At 72.6% G+C, this 20,670-nt stretch carries 16 protein-coding genes, 1 tRNA gene, 2 rRNA genes and 1 pseudogene; 8 read left to right on the top strand and 12 right to left on the bottom strand.

Annotated elements, in window-relative coordinates; translation table 11 throughout:
- Window positions 1–47: 47 nt before the first annotated feature.
- Complete coding sequence (locus GA0070558_RS28470; protein WP_091285360.1) at window positions 48–1,085, top strand: hypothetical protein; 1,038 nt, start codon at window positions 48–50, stop codon at window positions 1,083–1,085.
- Window positions 1,086–1,243: 158 nt separating this feature from the next.
- On the opposite strand, the gene GA0070558_RS28465 is transcribed toward GA0070558_RS28470, so the two are convergent.
- A complete protein-coding gene (locus GA0070558_RS28465; RefSeq protein ID WP_256092174.1) occupies window positions 1,244–2,875 on the bottom strand; it encodes an FG-GAP-like repeat-containing protein in 1,632 nt (543 codons plus the stop codon).
- A gap of 182 nt (window positions 2,876–3,057) precedes the next feature.
- A tRNA-Ser gene (locus GA0070558_RS28460) sits at window positions 3,058–3,144 on the bottom strand.
- Between the two features lie 75 nt (window positions 3,145–3,219).
- On the opposite strand from GA0070558_RS28460, the gene deoD reads away from it, so the two are divergent.
- On the top strand, window positions 3,220–3,927 hold the full coding sequence (gene deoD, locus GA0070558_RS28455) for a purine-nucleoside phosphorylase (RefSeq protein ID WP_077937926.1): 708 nt from the start codon (window positions 3,220–3,222) through the stop codon (window positions 3,925–3,927).
- A gap of 56 nt (window positions 3,928–3,983) precedes the next feature.
- On the opposite strand, the gene GA0070558_RS28450 is transcribed toward deoD, so the two are convergent.
- The 4 genes from GA0070558_RS28450 to GA0070558_RS28440 form a co-directional block, all read right to left on the bottom strand.
- Complete coding sequence (locus GA0070558_RS28450; protein WP_091285355.1) at window positions 3,984–4,484, bottom strand: nucleoside deaminase; 501 nt, start codon at window positions 4,482–4,484, stop codon at window positions 3,984–3,986.
- 43 nt (window positions 4,485–4,527) lie between these two features.
- Window positions 4,528–5,058, bottom strand: coding sequence for a tRNA adenosine deaminase-associated protein (locus GA0070558_RS28445; RefSeq protein ID WP_043964862.1), 531 nt, complete (start codon window positions 5,056–5,058; stop codon window positions 4,528–4,530).
- A 137-nt stretch (window positions 5,059–5,195) separates the two neighbouring features.
- The gene (locus GA0070558_RS33630) at window positions 5,196–5,363 is read right to left on the bottom strand and encodes a hypothetical protein (RefSeq protein WP_176734415.1); all 168 of its coding nucleotides are present in this window, start codon (window positions 5,361–5,363) and stop codon (window positions 5,196–5,198) included.
- Between the two features lie 112 nt (window positions 5,364–5,475).
- A complete protein-coding gene (locus GA0070558_RS28440; RefSeq protein ID WP_176734414.1) occupies window positions 5,476–5,871 on the bottom strand; it encodes a hypothetical protein in 396 nt (131 codons plus the stop codon).
- A gap of 92 nt (window positions 5,872–5,963) precedes the next feature.
- On the opposite strand from GA0070558_RS28440, the gene GA0070558_RS28435 reads away from it, so the two are divergent.
- The 3 genes from GA0070558_RS28435 to GA0070558_RS28425 all read left to right on the top strand — a co-directional run bounded on the left by GA0070558_RS28435 (window position 5,964) and on the right by GA0070558_RS28425 (window position 11,079).
- Entirely contained in the window at window positions 5,964–6,749 is a 786-nt protein-coding gene (locus GA0070558_RS28435) for a M23 family metallopeptidase (RefSeq protein WP_091285349.1), read from the top strand.
- 261 nt (window positions 6,750–7,010) lie between these two features.
- Complete coding sequence (locus tag GA0070558_RS28430) at window positions 7,011–9,938, top strand: glycosyl hydrolase (protein ID WP_256092173.1); 2,928 nt, start codon at window positions 7,011–7,013, stop codon at window positions 9,936–9,938.
- 76 nt (window positions 9,939–10,014) lie between these two features.
- Window positions 10,015–11,079, top strand: a complete 1,065-nt coding sequence (locus GA0070558_RS28425) for a PHP domain-containing protein (RefSeq protein ID WP_077937922.1) — start codon at window positions 10,015–10,017, stop codon at window positions 11,077–11,079.
- Here the strand turns inward: GA0070558_RS28425 and GA0070558_RS28420 are convergent.
- Window positions 10,968–12,096, bottom strand: a pseudogene (locus GA0070558_RS28420) (DMT family transporter); the annotation flags it as partial. The gene GA0070558_RS28425 and the pseudogene GA0070558_RS28420 overlap by 112 nt on opposite strands.
- A 116-nt stretch (window positions 12,097–12,212) precedes the next feature.
- Between GA0070558_RS28420 and GA0070558_RS28415 the strand changes: the two are divergent.
- Together GA0070558_RS28415 and GA0070558_RS28410 are read left to right on the top strand one after the other, a co-directional pair.
- Window positions 12,213–12,812 carry a Uma2 family endonuclease gene (locus GA0070558_RS28415; protein ID WP_091285342.1) on the top strand — a complete coding sequence of 200 codons (600 nt, stop codon included), beginning with the start codon at window positions 12,213–12,215 and terminating at the stop codon, window positions 12,810–12,812.
- Between the two features lie 52 nt (window positions 12,813–12,864).
- A complete protein-coding gene (locus tag GA0070558_RS28410; protein ID WP_043964855.1) occupies window positions 12,865–14,535 on the top strand; it encodes a DUF885 domain-containing protein in 1,671 nt (556 codons plus the stop codon).
- A 64-nt stretch (window positions 14,536–14,599) separates the two neighbouring features.
- Here the strand turns inward: GA0070558_RS28410 and GA0070558_RS28405 are convergent, their stop codons facing one another.
- Together GA0070558_RS28405 and GA0070558_RS28400 are read right to left on the bottom strand one after the other, a co-directional pair.
- Window positions 14,600–16,270 (bottom strand): DUF6114 domain-containing protein, encoded by a 1,671-nt coding sequence (locus GA0070558_RS28405; protein WP_091285340.1) that lies wholly within the window; start codon window positions 16,268–16,270, stop codon window positions 14,600–14,602.
- 84 nt (window positions 16,271–16,354) lie between these two features.
- Window positions 16,355–16,897 carry a DUF6230 family protein gene (locus GA0070558_RS28400; protein ID WP_043966355.1) on the bottom strand — a complete coding sequence of 181 codons (543 nt, stop codon included), beginning with the start codon at window positions 16,895–16,897 and terminating at the stop codon, window positions 16,355–16,357.
- A 608-nt stretch (window positions 16,898–17,505) separates the two neighbouring features.
- Between GA0070558_RS28400 and GA0070558_RS28395 the strand changes: the two genes are divergently transcribed.
- Complete coding sequence (locus GA0070558_RS28395) at window positions 17,506–19,329, top strand: VanW family protein (protein WP_091285337.1); 1,824 nt, start codon at window positions 17,506–17,508, stop codon at window positions 19,327–19,329.
- 99 nt (window positions 19,330–19,428) lie between these two features.
- On the opposite strand, the gene GA0070558_RS28390 is transcribed toward GA0070558_RS28395, so the two are convergent.
- The 3 genes from GA0070558_RS28390 to GA0070558_RS28380 all read right to left on the bottom strand — a co-directional run.
- Window positions 19,429–20,055: an NADPH-dependent F420 reductase gene (locus GA0070558_RS28390; RefSeq protein ID WP_077937918.1), complete on the bottom strand. Its 627-nt coding sequence runs from the start codon at window positions 20,053–20,055 to the stop codon at window positions 19,429–19,431.
- Between the two features lie 256 nt (window positions 20,056–20,311).
- Window positions 20,312–20,428: ribosomal RNA gene (gene rrf, locus GA0070558_RS28385) — 5S ribosomal RNA — on the bottom strand.
- A gap of 76 nt (window positions 20,429–20,504) precedes the next feature.
- Window positions 20,505–20,670 (bottom strand): 23S ribosomal RNA (locus tag GA0070558_RS28380); the annotation flags it as partial.

Genomic DNA, 20,670 nt, shown 5'->3' with positions numbered 1-20,670 from the left:
CTCGGTGTCGGCGTCGTTCCGACGTCGACGATCACGCCGAGGAGCAGATGTTGCTGACCATCGCCAAGAATCCGATTCCGGACCTGAGCGTCACGGGCGCGCTCGACCCCTACGCCGAGCAGATCGAGCAGGCGTTCGGCCAATATCAGCAGACGACCGGTGAGGAATTGGCGGAGCACGAACGACAGGCCATCCTGGCGCAGCTCATCACCTGGTCCGGCCCCGCGGGTAAGGAGTCGTTCCCCTCCTGGCCGCAGGCCGTGCGGGCGGCGCAGATGCGGGTGAAGACCGGCGGGTTCCTGGGCGAGAGGAACACGACCGTCGTGAAGTCCCGCAACGAGGGCCTGTTCAACATGGCGATGGGCAGTGTCAACTGGGCCAACTGCGGTAAGACGGCCGAGAACATCCTGTCCGAGCTGAAGAAGAAGCACCCCACCTTCGTCGGCGGCATCGAGTCGGGAAAGCGGGAGAAGGTCGGCTCGGGTGCCGGGAAACGGTTGCTGGAGCTTCTTCGGGAGGTGCCGCCGCAGGGGCAGATCCTGCTCCTCGACTGCACCATCCCGTTCGTGCACACCTTCCTGCTGGAAGTCCACCCGAACGGCAACCGCTACCTGTGCCAGGGCTACCAGGGTGCCTACTACGCGAGCTGGTGGACGGGGAAGGACGAGGGGGGTCTGCTCTTCGGCGAGCAGCAGGACAACAAGATCAGCAACGATGACCGGGAGCGGCTGAGCCGGACGCGTGACGACTGGGGACTCGGCCGGTCCGTCAACCCCAACCGCTACGACGAGACGGTCGTCCTGCTGGCGGAGGCGTTCGACAAGGCGGCCCTGCCGGACATCGGCAAGGGCGACGACGGCCTCGAGGTCGAGAAGCTGAATCGGGAGGAGCTTGCGGCGTGGGACGTCTTCGCCAAGTACTGGCTGGGGCTGCCGTTCTGCCCCGTGCAGCGCGAGACGGACAGCATCGCCAGGCGCACCCAGCGCCCCGAGATCGAGATCACCAGGATCCTGGTGCCGGACGTCACCGCGAACACGGGCACGTCGGTGACGGTCCCCGTGGTGCCCAACTCGATCAAGGGCTGACCCGCGTATCGAGGCCGGTCGACGGCGCATACCGGCTCACCCAACGGGACGCCACCTCCCCGTGACGTGAGTCGGGGCGGGCCGAGCCCTGGGGCCCGGCGCGGGCACGATCACCGCCATGGGGCGGTTCGTCGTGCCCGTGGCGGGCCCCAGACGGGTCAGATAGCGGTGATGCCGCAGTGCGGCCCGGCGATGCGGTCCCCGTAGTTCAGGAGCGAGATGCGATCGGTACGCAGGGACGCGCCGCTCCACGAGGTGGCCTGCGGCACGAGCCCACCGGAGGAGCCGTGGAACGCGGCGATGGAGCCCGAGGCGTATCCGGGCGTGTCGCCGGCCACCTCCTCCCCGGCCGACGCCACGACGGCGTCCAGCCCGCCGGTGCCGTTGAGGTTCAGCAGCGCAACGGTGCCACCGAAGCGATCCCAGCGCTCGGCCGAGCCCGGCACCACCGAGTGGTTCTGGTCGAAGCCCTGCGCCCCGGTGCCGGTCAGGCCCGAGGAGGAACCCTTCAGCAACGTGACTGTGCCGGCGTCGGTGGTGGAACCGATGTCCTCGCCGGGCGTGCCGACCAACACGTCCGCCTTGCCGTCACCGGTCACGTCGCCGGCCGCGAGCGTCAGACCGAAGCGGTCGAACGACTCCGGGTCTCCCGGCACACCGGCCGTGCGCTGCGTCATGATCTTCACCGCGCTGCCGGACAGGCCGGCGGAGCGACCCGTGAAGACCGCGATCAGGCCGCCGTTGTCCTGCGGGGTCTGGGCCCTCGGTGCCCCGGCGATCACCTCGCCCAGCCCGTCGCCGTTCACGTCGCCGACGGCGAGCGACTCGCCCAGGTGCCAGGCGACGGTGAAGCGGTCGCCCGTCGCCGCGTGCACTCCCGCCCCGGTGACGGACGTGGCCCCGGTGGAGGAGACACCGCCGGCCGACCCCCACATCAGGGTGACCAGCCCGCTGCCGCTGGCGCCACCGCCGTCGTTCTCCCACGGTGCGCCGATGACCAGGTCCGCGTACCGGTCCTTGTTGACCTTGCCGATCGCGAGGGCACGGCCGAACTGGTCGTTGCGCTCGGCGGCACCGGGCACCGCCGCCTGGTCCTGCTGGAAGTACTGCGAGCCGGTGGCCGTGAGCCCCGTCGACCCGCCGAACAGGACGTAGACCGAGCCGGCGTCCGCCTTGTCCCCGATCGCCTCCCCGTACGCGCCGACCGCCAGGTCGTCGCGGCCGTCCCCGTTGATGTCGCCGGCCGCGAGCACCGCCCCGAACTGGTCGTAGTCCTCCGGCTCACCCTGCACGTTCGGCGAACTCTGGTTGAAGTGGCCCGCCGCGCCGACCACCAGGCCCGAGGCGCTGCCCGGGATGACCCACACCCCGCCGGCGTAGGTCTTGTTCTGCGGGTCCGCCTCGCCCGAGTCGCCGACCGCCAGGTCGTCGTAGCCGTCGCCGTTGAAGTCCCCCGCCACGACCGCGCTGCCGAAGCAGCTGCAGCTGGGTACGTCCCGCAGCACCCCGGTGAAGTAGTCGACCTGCGGCGCGGACGAGTAGCGCACGACGACCAGCCCGGTCGGGTAATGGGGCAGCTTGGGTTCGAAGGGTTGACCCGTGGCGGCGAGGTCGTCGCGGCCGTCGCCGTCGAAGTCGGACCGGGTGGCACCCGTCCCCTTCACCGGGGTCACCGCCTTCGCCACCCGCTCGTACTGGAGGCTGACGCCCTCCCGGGTGATGATCCCGATGTCCGCCGCCTCGGCGGGGGCACTGATCGCCAGCCCGGCCAGCACGGCCAGGACCGACACGCTTGCAGTTCTCCGACGCAAATGACTCTCCCCGCTCCGTGTTTACGTCCCGACACGATAGGGGCCCCGGATCGACGGCGATAACGGACTTTCGGACCCGTTGTGCGACGTTCGGACGGCGGGAGACGGCGGAAGACAAAACGCCTGGCAGGTCCTCACGGATCTGCCAGGCGTTTCACGAGCGGTGGCGGCGGGATTTGAACCCGCGGAGGGCGTAAACCCTCACACGCTTTCGAGGCGTGCTCCTTAGGCCACTCGGACACGCCACCGCCGACGAGGGTACAGGACACCGGGACCGGATGCCGAACCGGTATCCCCCCGGTCGGCCTGGCAGGATCTTTGCCATGAGTACGCACATCGGCGCGAAGCCGGGAGAGATCGCCGAGCGGGTCCTGATGCCGGGCGACCCGCTGCGGGCCAAGTGGATCGCGGAGACCTACCTCGAGGACGCCAGGTGCTACTCGACGGTCCGGGGCATGCTGGGCTTCACCGGCCGCTGGAACGGGGTGGAGGTCTCCGTCCAGGGCTCGGGCATGGGCATGCCGTCCGCCTCGATCTACGCCCACGAGCTGATCAACGAGTACGGCGTGAAGACCCTGATCCGGGTCGGCTCCTGCGGGGCGCTGACCGAGGAACTGAAGCTGCGGGACGTGGTGGCCGCCATCGGCTCGTCCACCGACTCCAACATGAACCGGATGCGCTTCGCCGGGCTGATCGACTACGCCCCGGTCGCCGACTTCGGGCTGCTGCGTACGTCGGTCGAGGTGGCCGAGCGGCGCGGCATCACCATGCGGGTGGGCCCGATCCTGGCGGCGGACGCCTTCTACACCGACCGGCCGGATCTCTACGACAGCCTCGCCGACTACGGCGTCCTGGCGGTGGAGATGGAGTCGGCGGCGCTCTACACGATCGCCGCGCGGTTCCGCGCCCGCGCGCTGACCCTCCTCACCGTCAGCGACCACATCAAGACCGGCGAGAAGACCACGTCGGAGGAGCGGGAGCAGACGTTCTCCCAGATGGTCGAGATCGGCCTGGACACGGCGATCGCCTGAGCAGTCCCCGCCCGGCCCGGCCCCGATCGCGGGGCGGGCGGCGGGTCAGCAGACGGTCAGCGGAAGAAGGCGCGCAGGACGGCGGAGTTCTCCGCCTCCAGCACCCCGCCGTAGACCTCGGGGCGGTGGTTGAGCCGCCGGTCGCGCAGGACGTCCCAGAGCGAGCCGGCGGCCCCGGTCTTGGGCTCCCAGGCCCCGAAGACGACGGCCGCGACGCGGGCGAGCACGATGGCCCCGGCGCACATCGTGCAGGGTTCCAGCGTCACGACGAGGGTGCAGTCGTCCAGCCGCCACCGGCCCAGGCGTTCGGCGGCCCGGCGCAGCGCCAGCACCTCCGCGTGCGCGGTCGGGTCCCCGGTCAGCTCCCGCTCGTTGCGCCCGGCGGCCAGCTCGGTGCCGTCCGGGCCGTAGAGGACGGCGCCGACCGGCACGTCGTCGGCCACCTCGTCAGGGCGAGCCGCGTCGACCGCCGCAGCGACGCGAGCCACCCCGTCGGCCGGCGCGGCGGCGCGGGCCGGGTCGGGGCCGGTGACCGCGACCTGGAGGGCGCGCCGCATCCACAGCTCGTGCCGCTGCCGGCGACCACGGGGGACAGGTGGCTCAGACGCCACGCAGCTCCTCGACCTCGTCGGCGCAGCCGAGGACCTGGCACACCTCGGCGGTCACGTCGGCCGGCAGCATGCCCTCGTGGGCGCAGAGGCGCAGCAGCCGCTGCGCGGGGATGCCGAGGTCGGCGAGGAGGTCGGCGTCGCCGACCGGGTCCGCCTCCGGGTCGACGGCGGGCTGCTCGCTGTCGTCGTCGCCGGTGCCGGCGCTCGGCCGGGGCTCCTCAGTGTCGTCGAAGCCGGTGACCGACCCCTTCAGGTCGCCGACCAGCAGGGCGCCGAGCCGGGACTCCTCGGCGTACGCGGAGTCGGAGCCGAACACCCGCAGGTCCTCGCCCTCGTCGAGGCGCAGGATGACCAGGTAGGCGTCGTCGGCCTCGACGAAGAGCAGCGACAGGTCGGCGTCGGGTTCGACGTCCCGCAGCCGGTCGGCGACCTCGTCGACGTCGGTGGCCCCGCGCAGGTTCACCTCTGCGGCGGTCCAGCCGCCTCCGTCGCGCACCACGGCGGCAGCGAAGTACGACACGGTTCCCCCAAGTTTGCCTCGGCACAGCACGCCGACTCGTTACGCGTGCACGTTAACCGGTCGGGTCGGCAGGCGACCGGTCAACGCCCCGAAGGGCCGGTCATTCCTGTGGAAAGTGCGGCGGTCGGCCGGAGCCGTCAGCCCGCGACCCGGCGTCGGGTGGCGATGAGCTGGCGCAGCCGTTCGGTGCGCGCGCGTTGGGGCCGTTCCCGCTCGCGTCCCGCTCTGGCCCCCGCCAGCTCGGCGAGGATCTGGAGGCGGCGGCGGCTCCGCTCGGGGTCGAGCCGCGGGGTGGTCCAGGCCATACCGCCGAGAGTGCGCCGTCGAAGCGGGTACGTCAAGACGGGATTCGGTGCGCAGCCGGCCGGCGACCGAGGGTGGCAGCGCGGGCCGGCCGGTCCCGCCGCGCGGGGCCCGTCACCACAGGGGCCAGTCGCCCGTCGTCGCCCAGGTCACGGCCACCACGGCGGCGGCGACGCTCCAGCCGCCTGCGGTGACGATCGCAACGCCGGTGGCGACGCCGCGGTCGCCGTGGCGGGCCAGCGCCAGGGCGGCCAGCCAGGCCAGCGCGCCGGCGACGACGGTCCACCAGGCGTACGTGGGGACGTCGCGGCCGAGGAGGGCGAACAGCACGAGCCACGCGGCGGTGACGGCCGCCCCGGAGGCGACCGCCGAGCCGGTCACCGGGTGCGGTTCGCGCCAGGTGGGCCGTGACGGCGGCCCGGAGGGGAAGAGCCCCGACGGGGTACGCGAGCCGGGGTGGGCCGGCTGCTCCGGGTCGACCCAGTCGGGGTGGGCCGGCTGCCAGGTCATCACCGCACTCCGTCCGCCGGTTGCCGCAGGGCGCGGGGTGGACACCCCGGACCGTACCCTCCCCACCGTATCGGTTCTGTCAGGATGGGCGGATGTCCTCGCGCTTCCCGCGTCGGCGTCGCCCGCGCGCGGCGTACCCGGTGCTGCTGCTGCTCGCGCCGGTGCTGGCCGCCGGTTGCGGCGCGCCGCCGCCGAACCGCACGCCCGGGGCCGGCTGGGTGGCACCGACCGGGATGGTCACCGGCGGGCAGCCGGCCGGGACGCCGGTCGGCCCGTCGGCGTCGCCGGTCGCCCCGTCGGCGAGCGCCCGGCCGTCGGCGTCGCCCAGCCCGACGCGCACCGGCCTGCGGCACGTCTTCCCGGTGCGCGCGGGCAACGTCGCCTACCACCCGACCCACTCCGCCTATCCGGGGACGGACATCTTCGCCGACTGCGGCGAGCCGGTGGTGGCGGTGACCGACGGGACGATCCTGGAAGTGAGCCGGGTGGACCGGTTCGACAAGCGGGGGCCGCTGGGTCCCTACAACGGCGGCCTGTCGGTGTCGCTGCTGGGCGACGACGGGGTGCGCTACTACGGCTCGCACCTGAGCGCGATCGCCGACGGGATCGACGCCGGCACGCGGGTGCGGGCCGGGAAACAGCTCGGCCGGGTGGGCCGCACGGGCAACGCCAACAACGTCTGCCACCTGCACTTCGGGCTCTCCCCGCAGTGTTCGGGCCGGGGCGACTGGTGGATCCGGCGCGGGGTGGTCTGGCCGGCCCGCTATCTCGACTCGTGGCGGCGGGGCGGCAACCGGGAGCCGGCCGCCGAGGTCGCCGCGTGGCGTCGGGAGCACGGTTGCCCGAAGGCCCCGAAGACCGGCGGCGGGGGCGGCTGAGGTCCTGCCGGCCGGACCGGCCGGGGCGGTTGAGCCGCCGAGCAGCGCCCCCTCTGGGGCGGCTGAGCGGGGCGTGGGAGCGGGACCAGGGACGGTCCAATCGCGACATCCCGGCTCAACCGGTCGCACACATTGACGGACGTCTCGAACACCGGTTAACGTCCCGGCATGAGAGAGCGCTCTCACAGGTAACGAACCTCTCCAATCCCGACCAAGCGCCGACGCCGGCCGGTCCGGCGCACCCGCGCGATGGAGGAACCCGTGACACCTCCCACACCACACCGCCACCGCCTCTGGGCCCTCGTCTCGTCCACCGTCCTCGCCCTCGCCACCGGCGGCCTCGCCGTGGCCGTCAACACGGCCCCCGCCCAGGCCGCGTCCGTCGGGGCGGGCAGCTACACCACCACGCCCGTCGGCCCGCTGCCCTCCGGCTGCGGACAGCTCTCCACCAACCCCCGGCAGCACGTCACCGCCGACGCCCCCGCCGGTGCCGTGCCCACCAACGACTGGTGGTCGTCTCTGCTGTGGAAGCGCACCGACTGCGCCTACAGCGAGCCGCTGCACGCCCACCCGCTGTCCTACGACACGTTCACCGACGGCCTGGGCTTCTCGGCCAACTCGACCCCGGCGATCAGCGGCACGGCCACCGGCGTCGGCGAGTTCCACTACCCGTACACGCAGGACATCCGCGTCGGCGTCGCCGGGCTCGCCGCGCCGACGGTGAAGGTCGCCGGCTGGACCGACTGGACCGTCACCCCGTACTGGAGCGACGGCGCGCGCACCCTGCGCGCCACCATCGGCCACGGCCTGCCGTTCGCCTACTTCCAGGCCACCGGCGGCGACGCCGTCGTCAACGCCAACAGCACCCCGACCGTCTGGTCCAACAGCGGCGCCACCATCGGCTTCACCGTCGCCGGCCACGACTACGTCGCGTACGCGCCGAGCGGCGCGAGCTGGACGGTCAGCGGGGGCCGGATCTCGTCCACCCTCGCGGGCAAGGGCTACTTCTCCGTCGCCCTGCTGCCCACCACCGCCGGCAGCACCGCCGCCGAACGCACCAGCCTCGCCACCACCTACGGCCGGTACGCGCACGCCCACGTCACCGGCACCCGCGTCTCGTACGCGTACGACCAGGCGGCCAGCCGCCTGACCACCACGTACGCGTTCACCACCACGCCCCGGGAGGGCACCGCCACGCAGACCGTGGTGAGCCTCTACCCGCACCAGTGGAGGGCGCTGACCGGCTCCACGCCGATCACCCAGACGTACCCGTCGGCGCGCGGCCGGATGAAGGTCCTCACCGGCGTCACCCAGTTCCGCACCGCCATGACCTACCACGGGGTGCTGCCCGAACTGCCGGCCGTCGGCGACGGCTCCGGCGCCGACCTGGCCACCCTGCGCGACCAGCTCGCCGCAGTGCGGGGCAACCCGACGGACCAGCGCGGCGGCGACACGTACTGGACGGGCAAGGGCCTCGGCCGGGCCGCCCGGATCGCCGAGGTGGCCGACCTCGTCGACGACACGACCACCCGCGACAGCGCGCTGAACGCCATCCGGTCCACCCTCACCGACTGGTTCACCGCCTCGCCCGGCAAGACCGCGAAGGTCTTCTACTACGACCAGAACTGGGGCACCCTGATCGGCTACCCGGCCTCCTACGGGTCCGACCAGGAACTCAACGACCACCACTTCCACTACGGCTACTTCATCGCCGCGGCGGCCACCCTGGCCAAGTTCGACCCGCAGTGGGCCACCGACGCCCGCTACGGCGGCATGGTGGACCTGCTCATCCGCGACGCCGACAACTACGACCGCAACGACACCCGGTTCCCGTACCTGCGGGACTTCGACATCTACGCCGGCCACGACTGGGCCTCCGGGCACGGCTCGTTCGGGGCGGGCAACAACCAGGAGTCCTCGTCGGAGGGGATGAACTTCGCCAACGCCCTGATCCAGTGGGGTCAGGCCACCGGCGACACGGCCGTCCGCGACGCCGGCATCTTCCTCTACACGACGCAGGCGGCGGCGATCCAGGAATACTGGTTCGACCACGCCGACGAGAACTTCCCGGCCGGGTTCGAGCACTCGACGGTCGGCATGGTCTGGGGCGACGGCGGCGCGTACGCGACCTGGTTCAGCGCCGAGCCGGAGATGATCCAGGGCATCAACCTGCTGCCCGTCACCGGCGGCCACCTCTACCTCGGCTACGACCCCGCGTACGTGCGCACCAACTACGCCGAACTGGTGCGCAACAACAACGGGCAGCCGACGGTGTGGCAGGACATCCTCTGGCAGTTCCAGGCGCTCGGCGACCCCGCCACGGCGCTGTCGAACCTGCGGGCCAACCCCGGGTACACGCCGGAGGAGGGGGAGAGCCGCGCCCACACCTTCCACTGGATCCGCAACCTCGCCGCGCTCGGCACGGTCGACACCACGGTCAGCGCGAACCACCCGCTGAGCGCCGTCTTCACCCGCAACGGGGCGCGGACGTACGTGGCGTCGAACATCACCGCCGCGCCGGTCACGGTGCGGTTCTCCGACGGCACCGCGCTCACCGTGGGGGCCGGGAAGACGGCCACCACCGGGGCGTACACGTGGAGCGGCGGCAACGCCGCCGGGGGCGTGCCGCCGACCGGCACCCCGAGCCCCACGCCGACCACCAGCCCGACGCCGACCCCGACGCCCACCAGCCCGAGCCCGACGCCGACCGCCACGCCGCCGGCCAGCTCGCCGACGCGCTACCTGCTCGCCGGGGGCGGGCTCGGTGCGGCCGGCGGCGCGGGCACCACGACGGTGGCGGCGGCGAACGGCAACCACGACGGCACCCCGACCAACGCCCGGGTGTTCACCGCGACCGGCCTCAACCTCGCGTACGCCGGCGGGCAGACCGCGTTCGACCTGTTCCTCGACGCCGGCACCGCCGTCGGCAACGGGGTGCAGGTGCGGCTCTCCTACGACCTCACCGGCAACGGGAGCTGGGAACGGGTGGAGACCTACCGCTACTTCGCCACCGACCCGGTCCCCGGGTACGAGCACTACACCCAGGCCGCCGGGCTGCACTCCAGCAGCGGCGCCCTCGGCAACCTCGCCAACGGCACGGTGAAGGTGGAGGTCTGGTCGGCGATCGGCGGCAGCCCCAGCACCCTCGGCCTCGGCAACCAGTCGGTCGTGAAGCTGCCGTACTCCTGACCGGTCCGCACTGACGCACCACCCCGCGCCGCCGGTCGTACCCCGACCGGCGGCGCGGGCGCGTAGGTTGCAGGGCATGACCGACCGGGACCCCATCGCCGACCTGCGCCGGATCGCGTTCCTGCTGGAGCGGGCCAACGAGGCGACCTACCGGGTGCGGGCGTTCCGGTCGGCGGCGGCGGCCCTGGCCGCGCTGCCGGCGGCGGAGCTGGCCGAACGGGCCCGCTCCGGCAGGCTCACCGAGCTGGCCGGCGTCGGCGACGTCACCGCCCGCTGCGTCGCCGAGTCGCTGGCCGGCGAGGAGCCGGTCTACCTGCGCCGGCTCGTCGCCACCGAGGGCACCGACCTGGACGCCGCGGCCACGGCGCTGCGCGAGGCGCTGCGCGGTGACTGCCACACCCACTCCGACTGGTCCGACGGCGGCTCGCCCATCGAGGAGATGGCGCTCGCGGCGGTCGAGCTGGGCCACGAGTACGTCGTGCTGACCGACCACTCGCCGCGGCTCAAGGTGGCCCGGGGGCTCACGGCGGACCGGCTGCGCCGCCAGCTCGACCACGTGGCGGCGGTGAACGAGGCGCTGCCCGAGGGGTTCCGCATCCTCACCGGCATCGAGGTGGACATCCTCGCCGACGGCTCGCTGGACCAGGAGGAGGAGCTGCTGGCCCGCCTCGACGTGGTCGTCGGCTCGGTGCACAGCGGGCTCAACGACGAGCGGGCCCGGATGACCCGGCGGATGCTGGCGGCGATCGCCAACCCGCACCTGGACATCCTGGGCCACTGCACCGGCCGGATGGTGTCGTCGCGCCCGGCCGGCGTGCGGGGGCCGGGCGACCGGGCGCACCGGCCGCGTACCCGGGCCGAGAGCGACTTCGACGCGGACGCCGTCTTCGCCGCGTGCGCCGAGCACGACGTGGCCGTCGAAATCAACTCGCGGCCGGAGCGGCAGGACCCGCCGAAGCGGCTGATCCGGCGGGCGCTGGAGGCGGGCTGCCGGTTCGCTATCGACACGGACGCGCACGCCCCCGGCCAGCTCGACTGGCAGCGGTTCGGCTGCGAGCGGGCGGCCCTGTGCGGCGTCCCCGCCGACCGGGTGGTCAACACCTGGCCGGCGGAGCGCCTCGTGGCGTGGGCCCGGGGCTGACCGACGCGCAGCGGCTCGACGTGGGCTGGCCCGGCGTGCGCCGGCTCAGCGGGCGGCGACCGGGGCGGCCGGCGGGGCGACGTCGACCCTGCGGGCCCGCCCGCGCCGGCCCAGCAGGCCCTGGGTCACCGCGACCCCGGCCAGCACGATCAGCGCACCGACCGGCTGGTGCCAGGTGAGCCGCTCGCCGAGCGCCAGCGCCCCGACCAGCACGGCGAAGATCGGCACGAGGTAGGTCACCATGGAGGCGGTGCTCGCCCCCGCCACCCGGATGTTGCGCAGGTTGATCACGAAGGCCAGGCCGGTGCCGAGCGCGCCCAGCGCGAGCACACTGGCCAGCGCGCCGGGCGACAGGTCGGTGGGCAGCGGCGGCGCGCCCGCCACCAGCGGGCCGACCACGGCGAGCTGCGCGGTCCCCAACACGAGCTGGGTCGCCGAGAGCGAGAGGCCGGAGTGGGCGCTGCCCGCGACGAACCGCTTCTGGTACGGGATGGCGAAGCCGTAGCAGGCCGCCGCGCCGAAGCACATGAGCTGACCGGTGAAGTGGGCCCCGCCGACGCCCGCCCAGACGCCGAGCACCACGAGCACCCCGGCGAAGCCGAGCCCCAGCCCGACCGCCTTGCGGGTGGTCAGCCGCTCGGTGCGGAACACCAGCACCGCCATCGGCAGCACGATCAGCGGCGTGGTGGCGTTCCAGATCCCGGCGAGCATCGACTCGATCCGCTGCTCGCCGTAGCCGAAGAGGGTGAACGGCACGGCCACGCCCAGCGCGGCGACCACGAACTGGTGGGCCCAGATCCGGGGCTCGCGGGGCAGCCGGTCGCGCAGCAGCGCGAGCGCGACGAGCAGGGTCAGCGCACCGGCGGCGACCCGGTAGAGGGTGAGGTGCAGCGGGTGCAGCTCGCGGACGCCGACCTTGATGAACAGGAAGCTCGCGCCCCAGATCGCGGCGAGCGCGAGGAAGCCGGGCAGCCAGCTGCGCAGCGCCGACCTGTCAGGGGTGGTATCGGGTGTCACCCCTGACACTCTGCCGCAGGGGTGCGACGCTGTCGCGCGGTTTCCCGCCACCGTGTCCACCACCACAGGAACCACCTACAGTGGTGGTGCGTTGACCAGCCGAGGAGGTGCCCCCGATGGCGATGCCGATGCGTTTCGACCCGCTCGTCGATCTCGACGGGATCTGGACCACCCAGCTCGCGGAGCAGTACCTCCCGCTGCCGCAGCTGCCCGATGTGCGGTACGAGTGCATCGACGGAAGGTTGGTCATGACGCCCGCTGAGGTCGGCACGGACAGTTATGCCGAGATCGAGCTCGCCCACCTCCTGAAGCCAGCGGCCAAGGCCGCCGGCTTCTACGTGTACGGCCAGGTCAACCTGACCTTCACGCCGCAGCGCTGGATCCAGCCGGACGTCACCGTGCTGCACGGTCTGCCGAAGGACGACGAGGAGGACCGCTGGATCCCGGCCCGCCTGTGCACCATGGCCGTCGAGTTCGTCTCGCCCGGCAGCCGGCGGCAGGACTTCGTCGACAAGCCGCGCCGGTGCGCGGCGGCCGGCGTGCCGTACTTCATGCGGGTCGAACTCTCCCGCCGCCTGCGGCACGCGGCGGTCGAGCTGTTCGCCCTCGGCACGTCTGGCGTCTACGACACCGTCGCGCGGGCGGTCAGCGGGGAGCGGCTGCGGGCCGACGCGCCGTTCCCGATCGACTTCGACCCGGCCGAGCTGCTGCCCTGAACACGGCAATCACGCTCGACAACCGCCCGGCCCGGTCGCGTAGTGTCACCCCGTGGGACGAATCGATGACCTCGCCGACCGATACGTCGCCGACTGGGCGCCGCTGAGCCCCGTCGGCGCGACCTACGTCGGCATCGCCGGACACGACGACCAGCTCGACGACCTGTCGCCGGAGGGCTACGCGGCCCGGGCGGAGCTGACCCGACGCACGCTGGCCGACCTCGACGTGACCGAGCCCGATTCCGAGTCGGAGCGGACGGCCAGGGAGGCCATGCAGGAGCGGCTCGGCCTGGACCTCGCCCGGTACGAGGCGGGTGAGACGACCAGCGAGGTCAACGTCATCGCCAGCGGGCTGCACGACATCCGCATGGTCTTCGACCTGATGCCCACCGAGGGCGAGGAGGCGCAGGCCAACATCGCGGCCCGGCTCAACCGGTTCGCGGGCACCCTGGAGGGCTACAAGACGACGCTGCGCGAGGCGGCCGGCGCGGGCCGGGTCAGCTCGAAGGCGCAGCTCGTCGAGGTCGCCAAGCAGTGCGACGTCTGGACGGACCCGAGCGGCGACAACTTCTTCCACGGCCTGGTGGAGCGGCTCGGCGTCGACGGCACGCTCGGGGCGGAGCTGCGCCGGGGCGCGGCGGCGGCCACCGCCGCCACCGCCGGGTTCGGCCAGTTCCTCCGCGACGAACTGGCCCCGCTGGGGCGCGACAAGCAGGCCGCCGGCCGGGAGCGGTACGCGCTGGCCTCGCAGTACTTCCTCGGCGCGCGCGTCGACCTCGACGAGACGTACGCCTGGGGGTTCGCGGAGCTGGCCCGGCTGGAGGCCGACATGCGGACGGTGGCCGCGCGGATCGTCGGGCCGGGCGCGACGATCGACGAGGCGGTGGCCGCGCTGGACGCCGACCCGGCGCGCACCATCCAGGGCAAGGAGGCGTTCCGGGACTGGATGCAGGCGCTGGCCGACAAGGCGATCAGCGACCTGCACGGCACCCACTTCGACATCCCGGAGCAGGTGCGCCGCATCGAGTGCTGCCTGGCCCCGACCAGCGACGGCGCGATCTACTACACGGGCCCGAGCGAGGACTTCTCCCGGCCGGGGCGGATGTGGTGGGCGGTGCCGCAGGGCGTCACCGACTTCTCCACCTGGCGCGAGGTGACCACCGTCTACCACGAGGGCGTGCCGGGTCACCATCTCCAGGTAGCGCAGACCGCCGTCCGGGCCGACCTGCTCAACCGCTGGCAGCGGCTGCTGTGCTGGGTCTCCGGACACGGCGAGGGCTGGGCGCTCTACTCCGAGCGGCTGATGGACGAGCTGGGCTACCTGGAGGACCCGGGCGACAAGCTCGGCATGCTCGACGGGCAGGCGTTCCGCGCCGCCCGGGTGATCGTCGACATCGGCATGCACCTGGAGCTGGAGATCCCGAAGGACAACCCGTTCGACTTCCACCCGGGCGAGCGGTGGACCCCGGAGCTGGGCTGGGAGTTCATGCGGGCGCACTGCCGGGTGCCCGACGAGAACCTGCGCTTCGAGCTGAACCGCTATCTGGGCTGGCCGGGGCAGGCCCCCTCGTACAAGGTCGGGGAGCGGATCTGGCTCCAGGCCCGGGAGGACGCGAAGGCCCGCAAGGGCGCCGACTTCGACCTGCGGGAGTTCCACCGGCAGGCGTTGGACCTGGGGGCGCTGGGCCTCGACCCGCTGCGCCGGGCGCTCGCCCGTCTCTGAGTTTCCCGCACGGACGACGGCCGGGGCCCGGGGGTGTGGCCCCGGCCGTCGCGTCGGGGGCGGCTCAGGCGAGGTCGAGCTTCAGCGCCGGCTTTCCGGTGAGGACGTCGCACTGGACGTACGCGAGGTCGATCACCGGGTCGGTGAAGGTGATCGGGATCGGCGAGGTGATCGGGATGCCGTCGGGGAACGGCAGGTCGGGCGTGAGCGTGATCTTGATGCCGAGCAGCCGCCCGACGAACCGGGTGGCGTAGAACGCCACGTCGCCCTGGACGGTCAGCCGGTCCGTGACGTACCGCTGGCTCCGGCCGCCGGGGCCGTCGGCCAGGAGCTGGAAGTCGTCGGTGACGCTCTTGGCCATGCTGAACTTCAGCGCCTTGAGCGTGCCGTCGCCGGTCGGCAGGTCGACGATCCCCTCGAAGCGCAGCCCGGTCATGGTGACCTTCGAGCCGGTGAGCTTCGACGGCTTCGCCGCCACCCGGGGCTGGCCCGGCTCGGGGGCGATCCTGGGCAGCGGCTCGCCGGGCTCGACCTCGGCGGGCTCGGTGGGCTCGGGGGTGGCGCACCCGTCGCCGGGCTTGTCGGGGCTGGCCGACGCGTCCGGGGTCGGCTTCGCCGAAGCGGTCGGCCGGGCGGTGGACGTCGGTGTGCCGGTGGTGGACGCGGTGCCCGTCGGCTCCGGGCTCGCGGCCGGCTCGGCGTCGTCGTCGCCACCGGTGAACAGGTCGCCGATGCCGTCGATGATGTCGGTGAGCACGTTGCCCCCGGAGGTCTTCTCCGCGCTCGGGCTGGGGGTGGGGGTGGGGCTCTTGCTGGCCGGGCGCGACGCCGACGGCTCGGGCTCGGCCGTGCGGGTGGCGGACGGGGTGGGGCACGGGGCGGCGGGGGCGGCCTGCACCGGGGCCTGGTCGCGCAGCGCCAGCGCCCCGGCGGCCGAGACGCTGAGCAGCACCAGGGTGATCGCCAGCAGCCTCGGGTCCCGATGCGTTCCGCGTCGGCCCGGGCCGTCCTCGGCCGGCTGGGGCTGCGGGCGGCCGTCCGCCCCGACCCTCGGCAGCACCTGGGTGCTGTCGTCGCCCGCGCCGGCGGCCGGGGACTCCCGTAGCGGGGGTGCGGCGTCGGCGGGCAGCGCTTCGCGCAGGGGGTTGCGGGGCGGCGGCAGGGTGTCGGTGAGCGGGCCGGTGACGTCGTCGGGGTGCTGCGCGCGGGGCATCAGCTCGTCGACCAGCGCCGCCTCGCCGGCGCGGTCGGCGTCGGCGTCGACCGGCCCGGCCGTCGCGGTTCCGGCCGGCTCTTCGGTCGCGGTTGCGGGCGGGCCGGACCCGGCCGGCGCGGCGGCCGGTCGGCGGGCGGGCACCCAGGCGAAGCCGAGGGCGCTGCCGACCATGCCGAGCAGCAGGCCGACGAAGAAGCCGCCGAGGTTGACCCCGATGAGCGAGAACACGGCGGTCACCGCGCCGACGATCGCGTAGAACATCCGCTGCTGCGGGCTGAACCACATCAGCATCCCGCAGGCCACCAGGATCACCGGGATCAGCCAGGACAGGAAGCCGGTCGGCCCCATCTGGAAGCTCAGGCCGCTGAGGCTCATCTGGGTGGTGGAGAAGATCTCCAGCCCGGCCAGCGCGGTGAACAGGCCGCCCCAGAAGGGGCGGGCCCGACGCCAGCGGCGGAAGTTGCGCCACGCCTGACTGACCCCGCCCGGCTGGGCGTGCTGCGGGTTGGCGGTCGTCACGTACTCCTCCTGGCGGTGCTCACTGGTGACGAGGGCGGGCCGGGGCCCGTGGAGGGCACACCCCCCACGGGCCCGGTGGCTGGCTCAGAAGCATTCCTTGGCGGCGGCACCCACGTTGACCTTGAGCTTCAGCCCGTTGAGGGTGAAGATCGCGGCGCTGGTGGAGCGGGCCACCTGCTCCAGGTCGGTGATGGTCACGCTGTCGGCGCTCTGGCCGAACGACTTGGCGGTGGCCCCCTCGTTGAGGTCGGTGGCGTCCCGGCCGATCTTGATGTTCTTGAACTCGGCGTCGCCGCCCAGGGAGTCCATGTCGATCAGCAGGCCCTTGGCGGTGGCCGGGTTGCCGCCGCCACCGGCGTTGATGGTGAGCACGATCGGCAGGTCGGGGATCTTCACCGACTGGCACAGGTCGTAGAGCTTGGCGTCCGCGATCTCGGACACCGCCACCGGGTGGGCGGTGCCGTCTTTCTCCTTGACGAACCCGCCGTACTGCTTGAAGCCGGTGCCCTCCAGCTTCGAGGCGCCGACCTTGAAGGTCTGGCCGGAGACGGCGAACGACGCCGCGATCGCGCCGTTGGCCATGCCAAAGACGATGGCGCCGGCGACGGCGGTCGCGGGCACCATCATCGCGGCGAACCGCCGCCAACGGGTGCCGCCCTGCTCCAGACGGTCTTCCGAATCCTTCACGAGGTCCTCCTCGAACGGGGGTCACCGAGCGCGGGATCGCGGCTCGGGGGGTGGGGGAAGCTGCGGTGGCTGCTGCGATCCGCTGGCCGGACGGTGCGCGCAGCGTGCGGATTGGATGCTGCCGCTAAGCGACCCAGGTCACAAGACCCTTGCTACCGGCGGGTAACTCGCCCGCGCCATCAAGATCGGTTATGGTCACCTTCGGTCAACGCCCACCTCGACGCCCCACCGGACAAACCGGGCCGAGTGCGACAGGCGACGCGGCGAGACTCACGCGACGTAGCCGTGATACCCGCCGGTAACTTTTTGGTAACGGGAACCTGCCAGACCGCTGAGAGTGATCCATCGATCACCCCGACGGCGATACCGGCGTGGAAATCCCGCATGACCAGCCCGCGCAGCCCGACGGACAGCCGGTGCGCCCCACGCTGACACGCTGCCCGGACCCGGCCGGGGACGCAGACTGCCGGACGGCCCCGCCGTTGGTTACCGTAGGTGTCTCCCGGGTGGGAGAGGCTCCCACGTGGTACGTACCGATCGAGGTTGCTGTGACTCTGTACGGCGAAACACGACCGCCCGCCGACGACCGGCCGACCGTCAAGGTGACCGCGGTGAGCTGGCCGGTCGACGAGCCGGACCCCGTCGCACCGGCAGCCACAAAGGCCACAGCCGGCACCGGGCCGGCCTTCCGCAGCCGCCGACTGCGGGTCCTGCTCGCCGCCGGCGTCGGCACCGTCGTCCTGGCCGCCGTCGGCGGGGTGGGCGCCTACGCGTACGCCGGCGACGTCCCGCGCGGCACGACCGTGCTCGGCACCGAGCTGGGCGGACGCAGCCGCACCGACGCGATCCGCGAGCTACGCGCTGAGCTGGAGCGGGCGGGCACCCCGAGCGCCCCCCTGCGGGTGACGGTCGGCGAGAAGAGCCTGGAGTTCGCCCCCGCCGACGTGGGGCTCGCGGTGGACGTCGAAGCGACGGTGGACGCGGCGGCGAAGGCCCAGGCGCACCCGGTGAGCCGCCTCGTCGGCTCGCGCGCCGTCGCCCCGGTGGTGACCGTCGACGCCACCCGGCTCGACGCGGCCCTGCGCAAGGCGGCCGGCGACCAGACCCGCGAGTGGACCGTGCCGGCCATCATCTTCACCGGCACCACCCCCAAGCCGGTACGCCCCAGGTCCGGCCTCGCGCTCGACCCGCAGCGCTCGGCCCAGGCGGTCCGCGCCGGCTGGCTCTCCGGTCAGCCGGTGACCGTGCCGCTGGTGGAGAACACGCCGGCGACCAGCGCCGAGGAGGTCGACAAGCTCGTCGCCGAGCTGGCCCGCCCCGCCGTCGCCGCCCCCGTCACCCTCGACACCGACAAGGGTTCCGTCACCATCCCGCCCGCCGCCATCGCCCGGAGCCTGCGCTTCACCGCCGACGACGCCGGGAAGCTCACCCCCCGCGTCGACGTGAAGCGGCTGCGGGCCGCCCTCGGCGACAAGCTGGACGCCATCGAGACCGAGCCCCGCGACGCCCGGATGACGGTCACCGGGGGCAAGCCGAAGCCGGTCGACGGGCGCCCCGGCGAGCAGCTCGACAGCGCCGCGCTCAGCCGCGACCTGCTCGCCGTCCTGCCCCGCACCGACGACCGGAAGGTCACCGGCCGGCTCAAGGAGACCCAGCCGGAGCTGACCACCGAGAAACTGGCCGGGCTGGGCATCTCCGAACGGGTCTCCCGGTTCACCACCCACTTCACCGGCGGCCTCTCCTCGCCCCGCAGCCAGAACATCGTCCAGATCGCCAAGGACGTCGACGGGACGGTCGTGCTGCCCGGCGAGACGTTCTCCCTCAACGGCCACACCGGCGAGCGCGGCTACGCCCAGGGCTACCGGGACGCCCCGGTGATCCTCGACGGCAAGCTCGTCCCCGGCGTGGGCGGGGGCACCTCCCAGTTCACCACCACCCTGTTCAACGCCACCTACTACGCGGGCCTGGAGGACGTCGAGCACAAGCCGCACTCCTACTGGTTCAGCCGGTACCCGCCGGTCATCGAGTCGACGATCTTCTGGCCGAACCTCGACTTCAAGTTCCGCAACAACACGAAGTACGGCGTCCTCATCGACACCTCGACCACCGCCAGCTCGGTGACCGTGTCGATCTGGAGCACGAAGATCTACGACAGCGTCAAGACGGAGTACGGCCCCCGCCGGGACGTCACCAAGCCGAAGACCATCCACCTCACGCCCGGCCCGTCGTGCATCCCCAGCAACGGCATCGACGGCTTCACCCAGGACGCCTTCCGGGTCATCAAGAAGGACGGCAAGGTGGTCAAGCGGGAGAAGTTCACCTGGCGGTACCTTGCCGAGCCGCGCTACGTCTGCGGCGGCCCCGCCGACTGAGGTCCGCCGGGCCCGGACACACCGATGCCCCGCCGGCACCTCGCCGGCGGGGCATCACCTTGGGTACGCGAAACACGCCCGGCCGCCCGGGACGGGCTCTCAGGGCCGCGCGTCGGCCAGCCCCTGGCGTACGCCGTCGGCGTCGCGGTCGGTGCCGTACACGGGCGTGTCCGGCTGCTGCCGCCAGCTCTCGTCGAGGGTGCCGGCGTCGACCGGGTCGAAGCCCAGGGCGTCGACCAGCTCCATCACGGCGCGCTTGGCGTCGGCGTCGTCGCCGGCCACCGGCAGCCCGATCCGGTCGGCCGCGCCGGCCGGCCGGCCGTTGTCCATGAGGTGCTGGGCCTGGATGTTGTTGAACGCCTTCACCACCCGGGCGCCCTTGAGGTGCTCGGCCGTCCACCGGCTGGAGCTGAGACTGCGGTCCAGCAGCTCGGCGATGTCGCCGTCCCGTTGGGGGTAGTAGTTGTCGGCATCCACCACGATCCGGCCCTCGAAGAGTCGGGCCGGCAGCTCCGGCACCGCCCGCAGCGGGATGGCCACCACGACCACCTCGGCCTGGTCGGTGGCCTGCTCAAGGGTTCCCGCGGTCGCGCCGGTCTCCCGCGCCAGGTCCCCGAGGGACTCCGGCCCCCGTGAGTTGGTGACCGTCACCTCGTGGCCCAGGGCGCTCAGCCGACGGGTGAGGGTGCCACCGATGTGTCCCGACCCGATGATTCCGATCTTCATGACCACTCCTGCCTCCGCCTCCCGGCGGTCAGATCCGGTCGAACTGTGGGCAGGTACCCCGGCCGGAGCGTCCCAATAGCGCTGGAGGCGAACGCCACGTACGGGTTTCCGGCCACGGTCGTGGGGAACGCCGCCCGACGGCGGGTCCCCGGTCGACGCTACCGAGGCGGGCGGCACCGGTGGGAGTGTTCGACAAAATGGCCGCAGACGCGTTTCAGGGCCACCCCGGTTAGGGGTGGCCCTGAAACGAAAGAATGTCCGGCGGCGTCCTACTCTCCCACACCCTCCCGAGTGCAGTACCATCGGCGCTGGAGGGCTTAGCTTCCGGGTTCGGAATGTAACCGGGCGTTTCCCCTCCGCCATGACCGCCGTAACTCTATGAACATATCAAACAACCAACCAAGGCCGTCTGTTTGTTCAGAGTTGCACAGTGGACGCGTAGCAGCTTTGTAGTCAAGTCCTCGGCCTATTAGTACCGGTCAACTCAACCCGTTACCGAGCTTACATCTCCGGCCTATCAACCCAGTCGTCTAGCTGGGGGCCTTACCCCCACAAAGTAGGGTGGGATACCTCATCTTGAAGCAGGCTTCCCGCTTAGATGCTTTCAGCGGTTAT

It is taken from the genome of Micromonospora haikouensis, assembly GCF_900091595.1.
GTDB lineage: Bacteria > Actinomycetota > Actinomycetes > Mycobacteriales > Micromonosporaceae > Micromonospora > Micromonospora haikouensis.
This window is presented reverse-complemented; position numbering and strand designations above follow the sequence as displayed.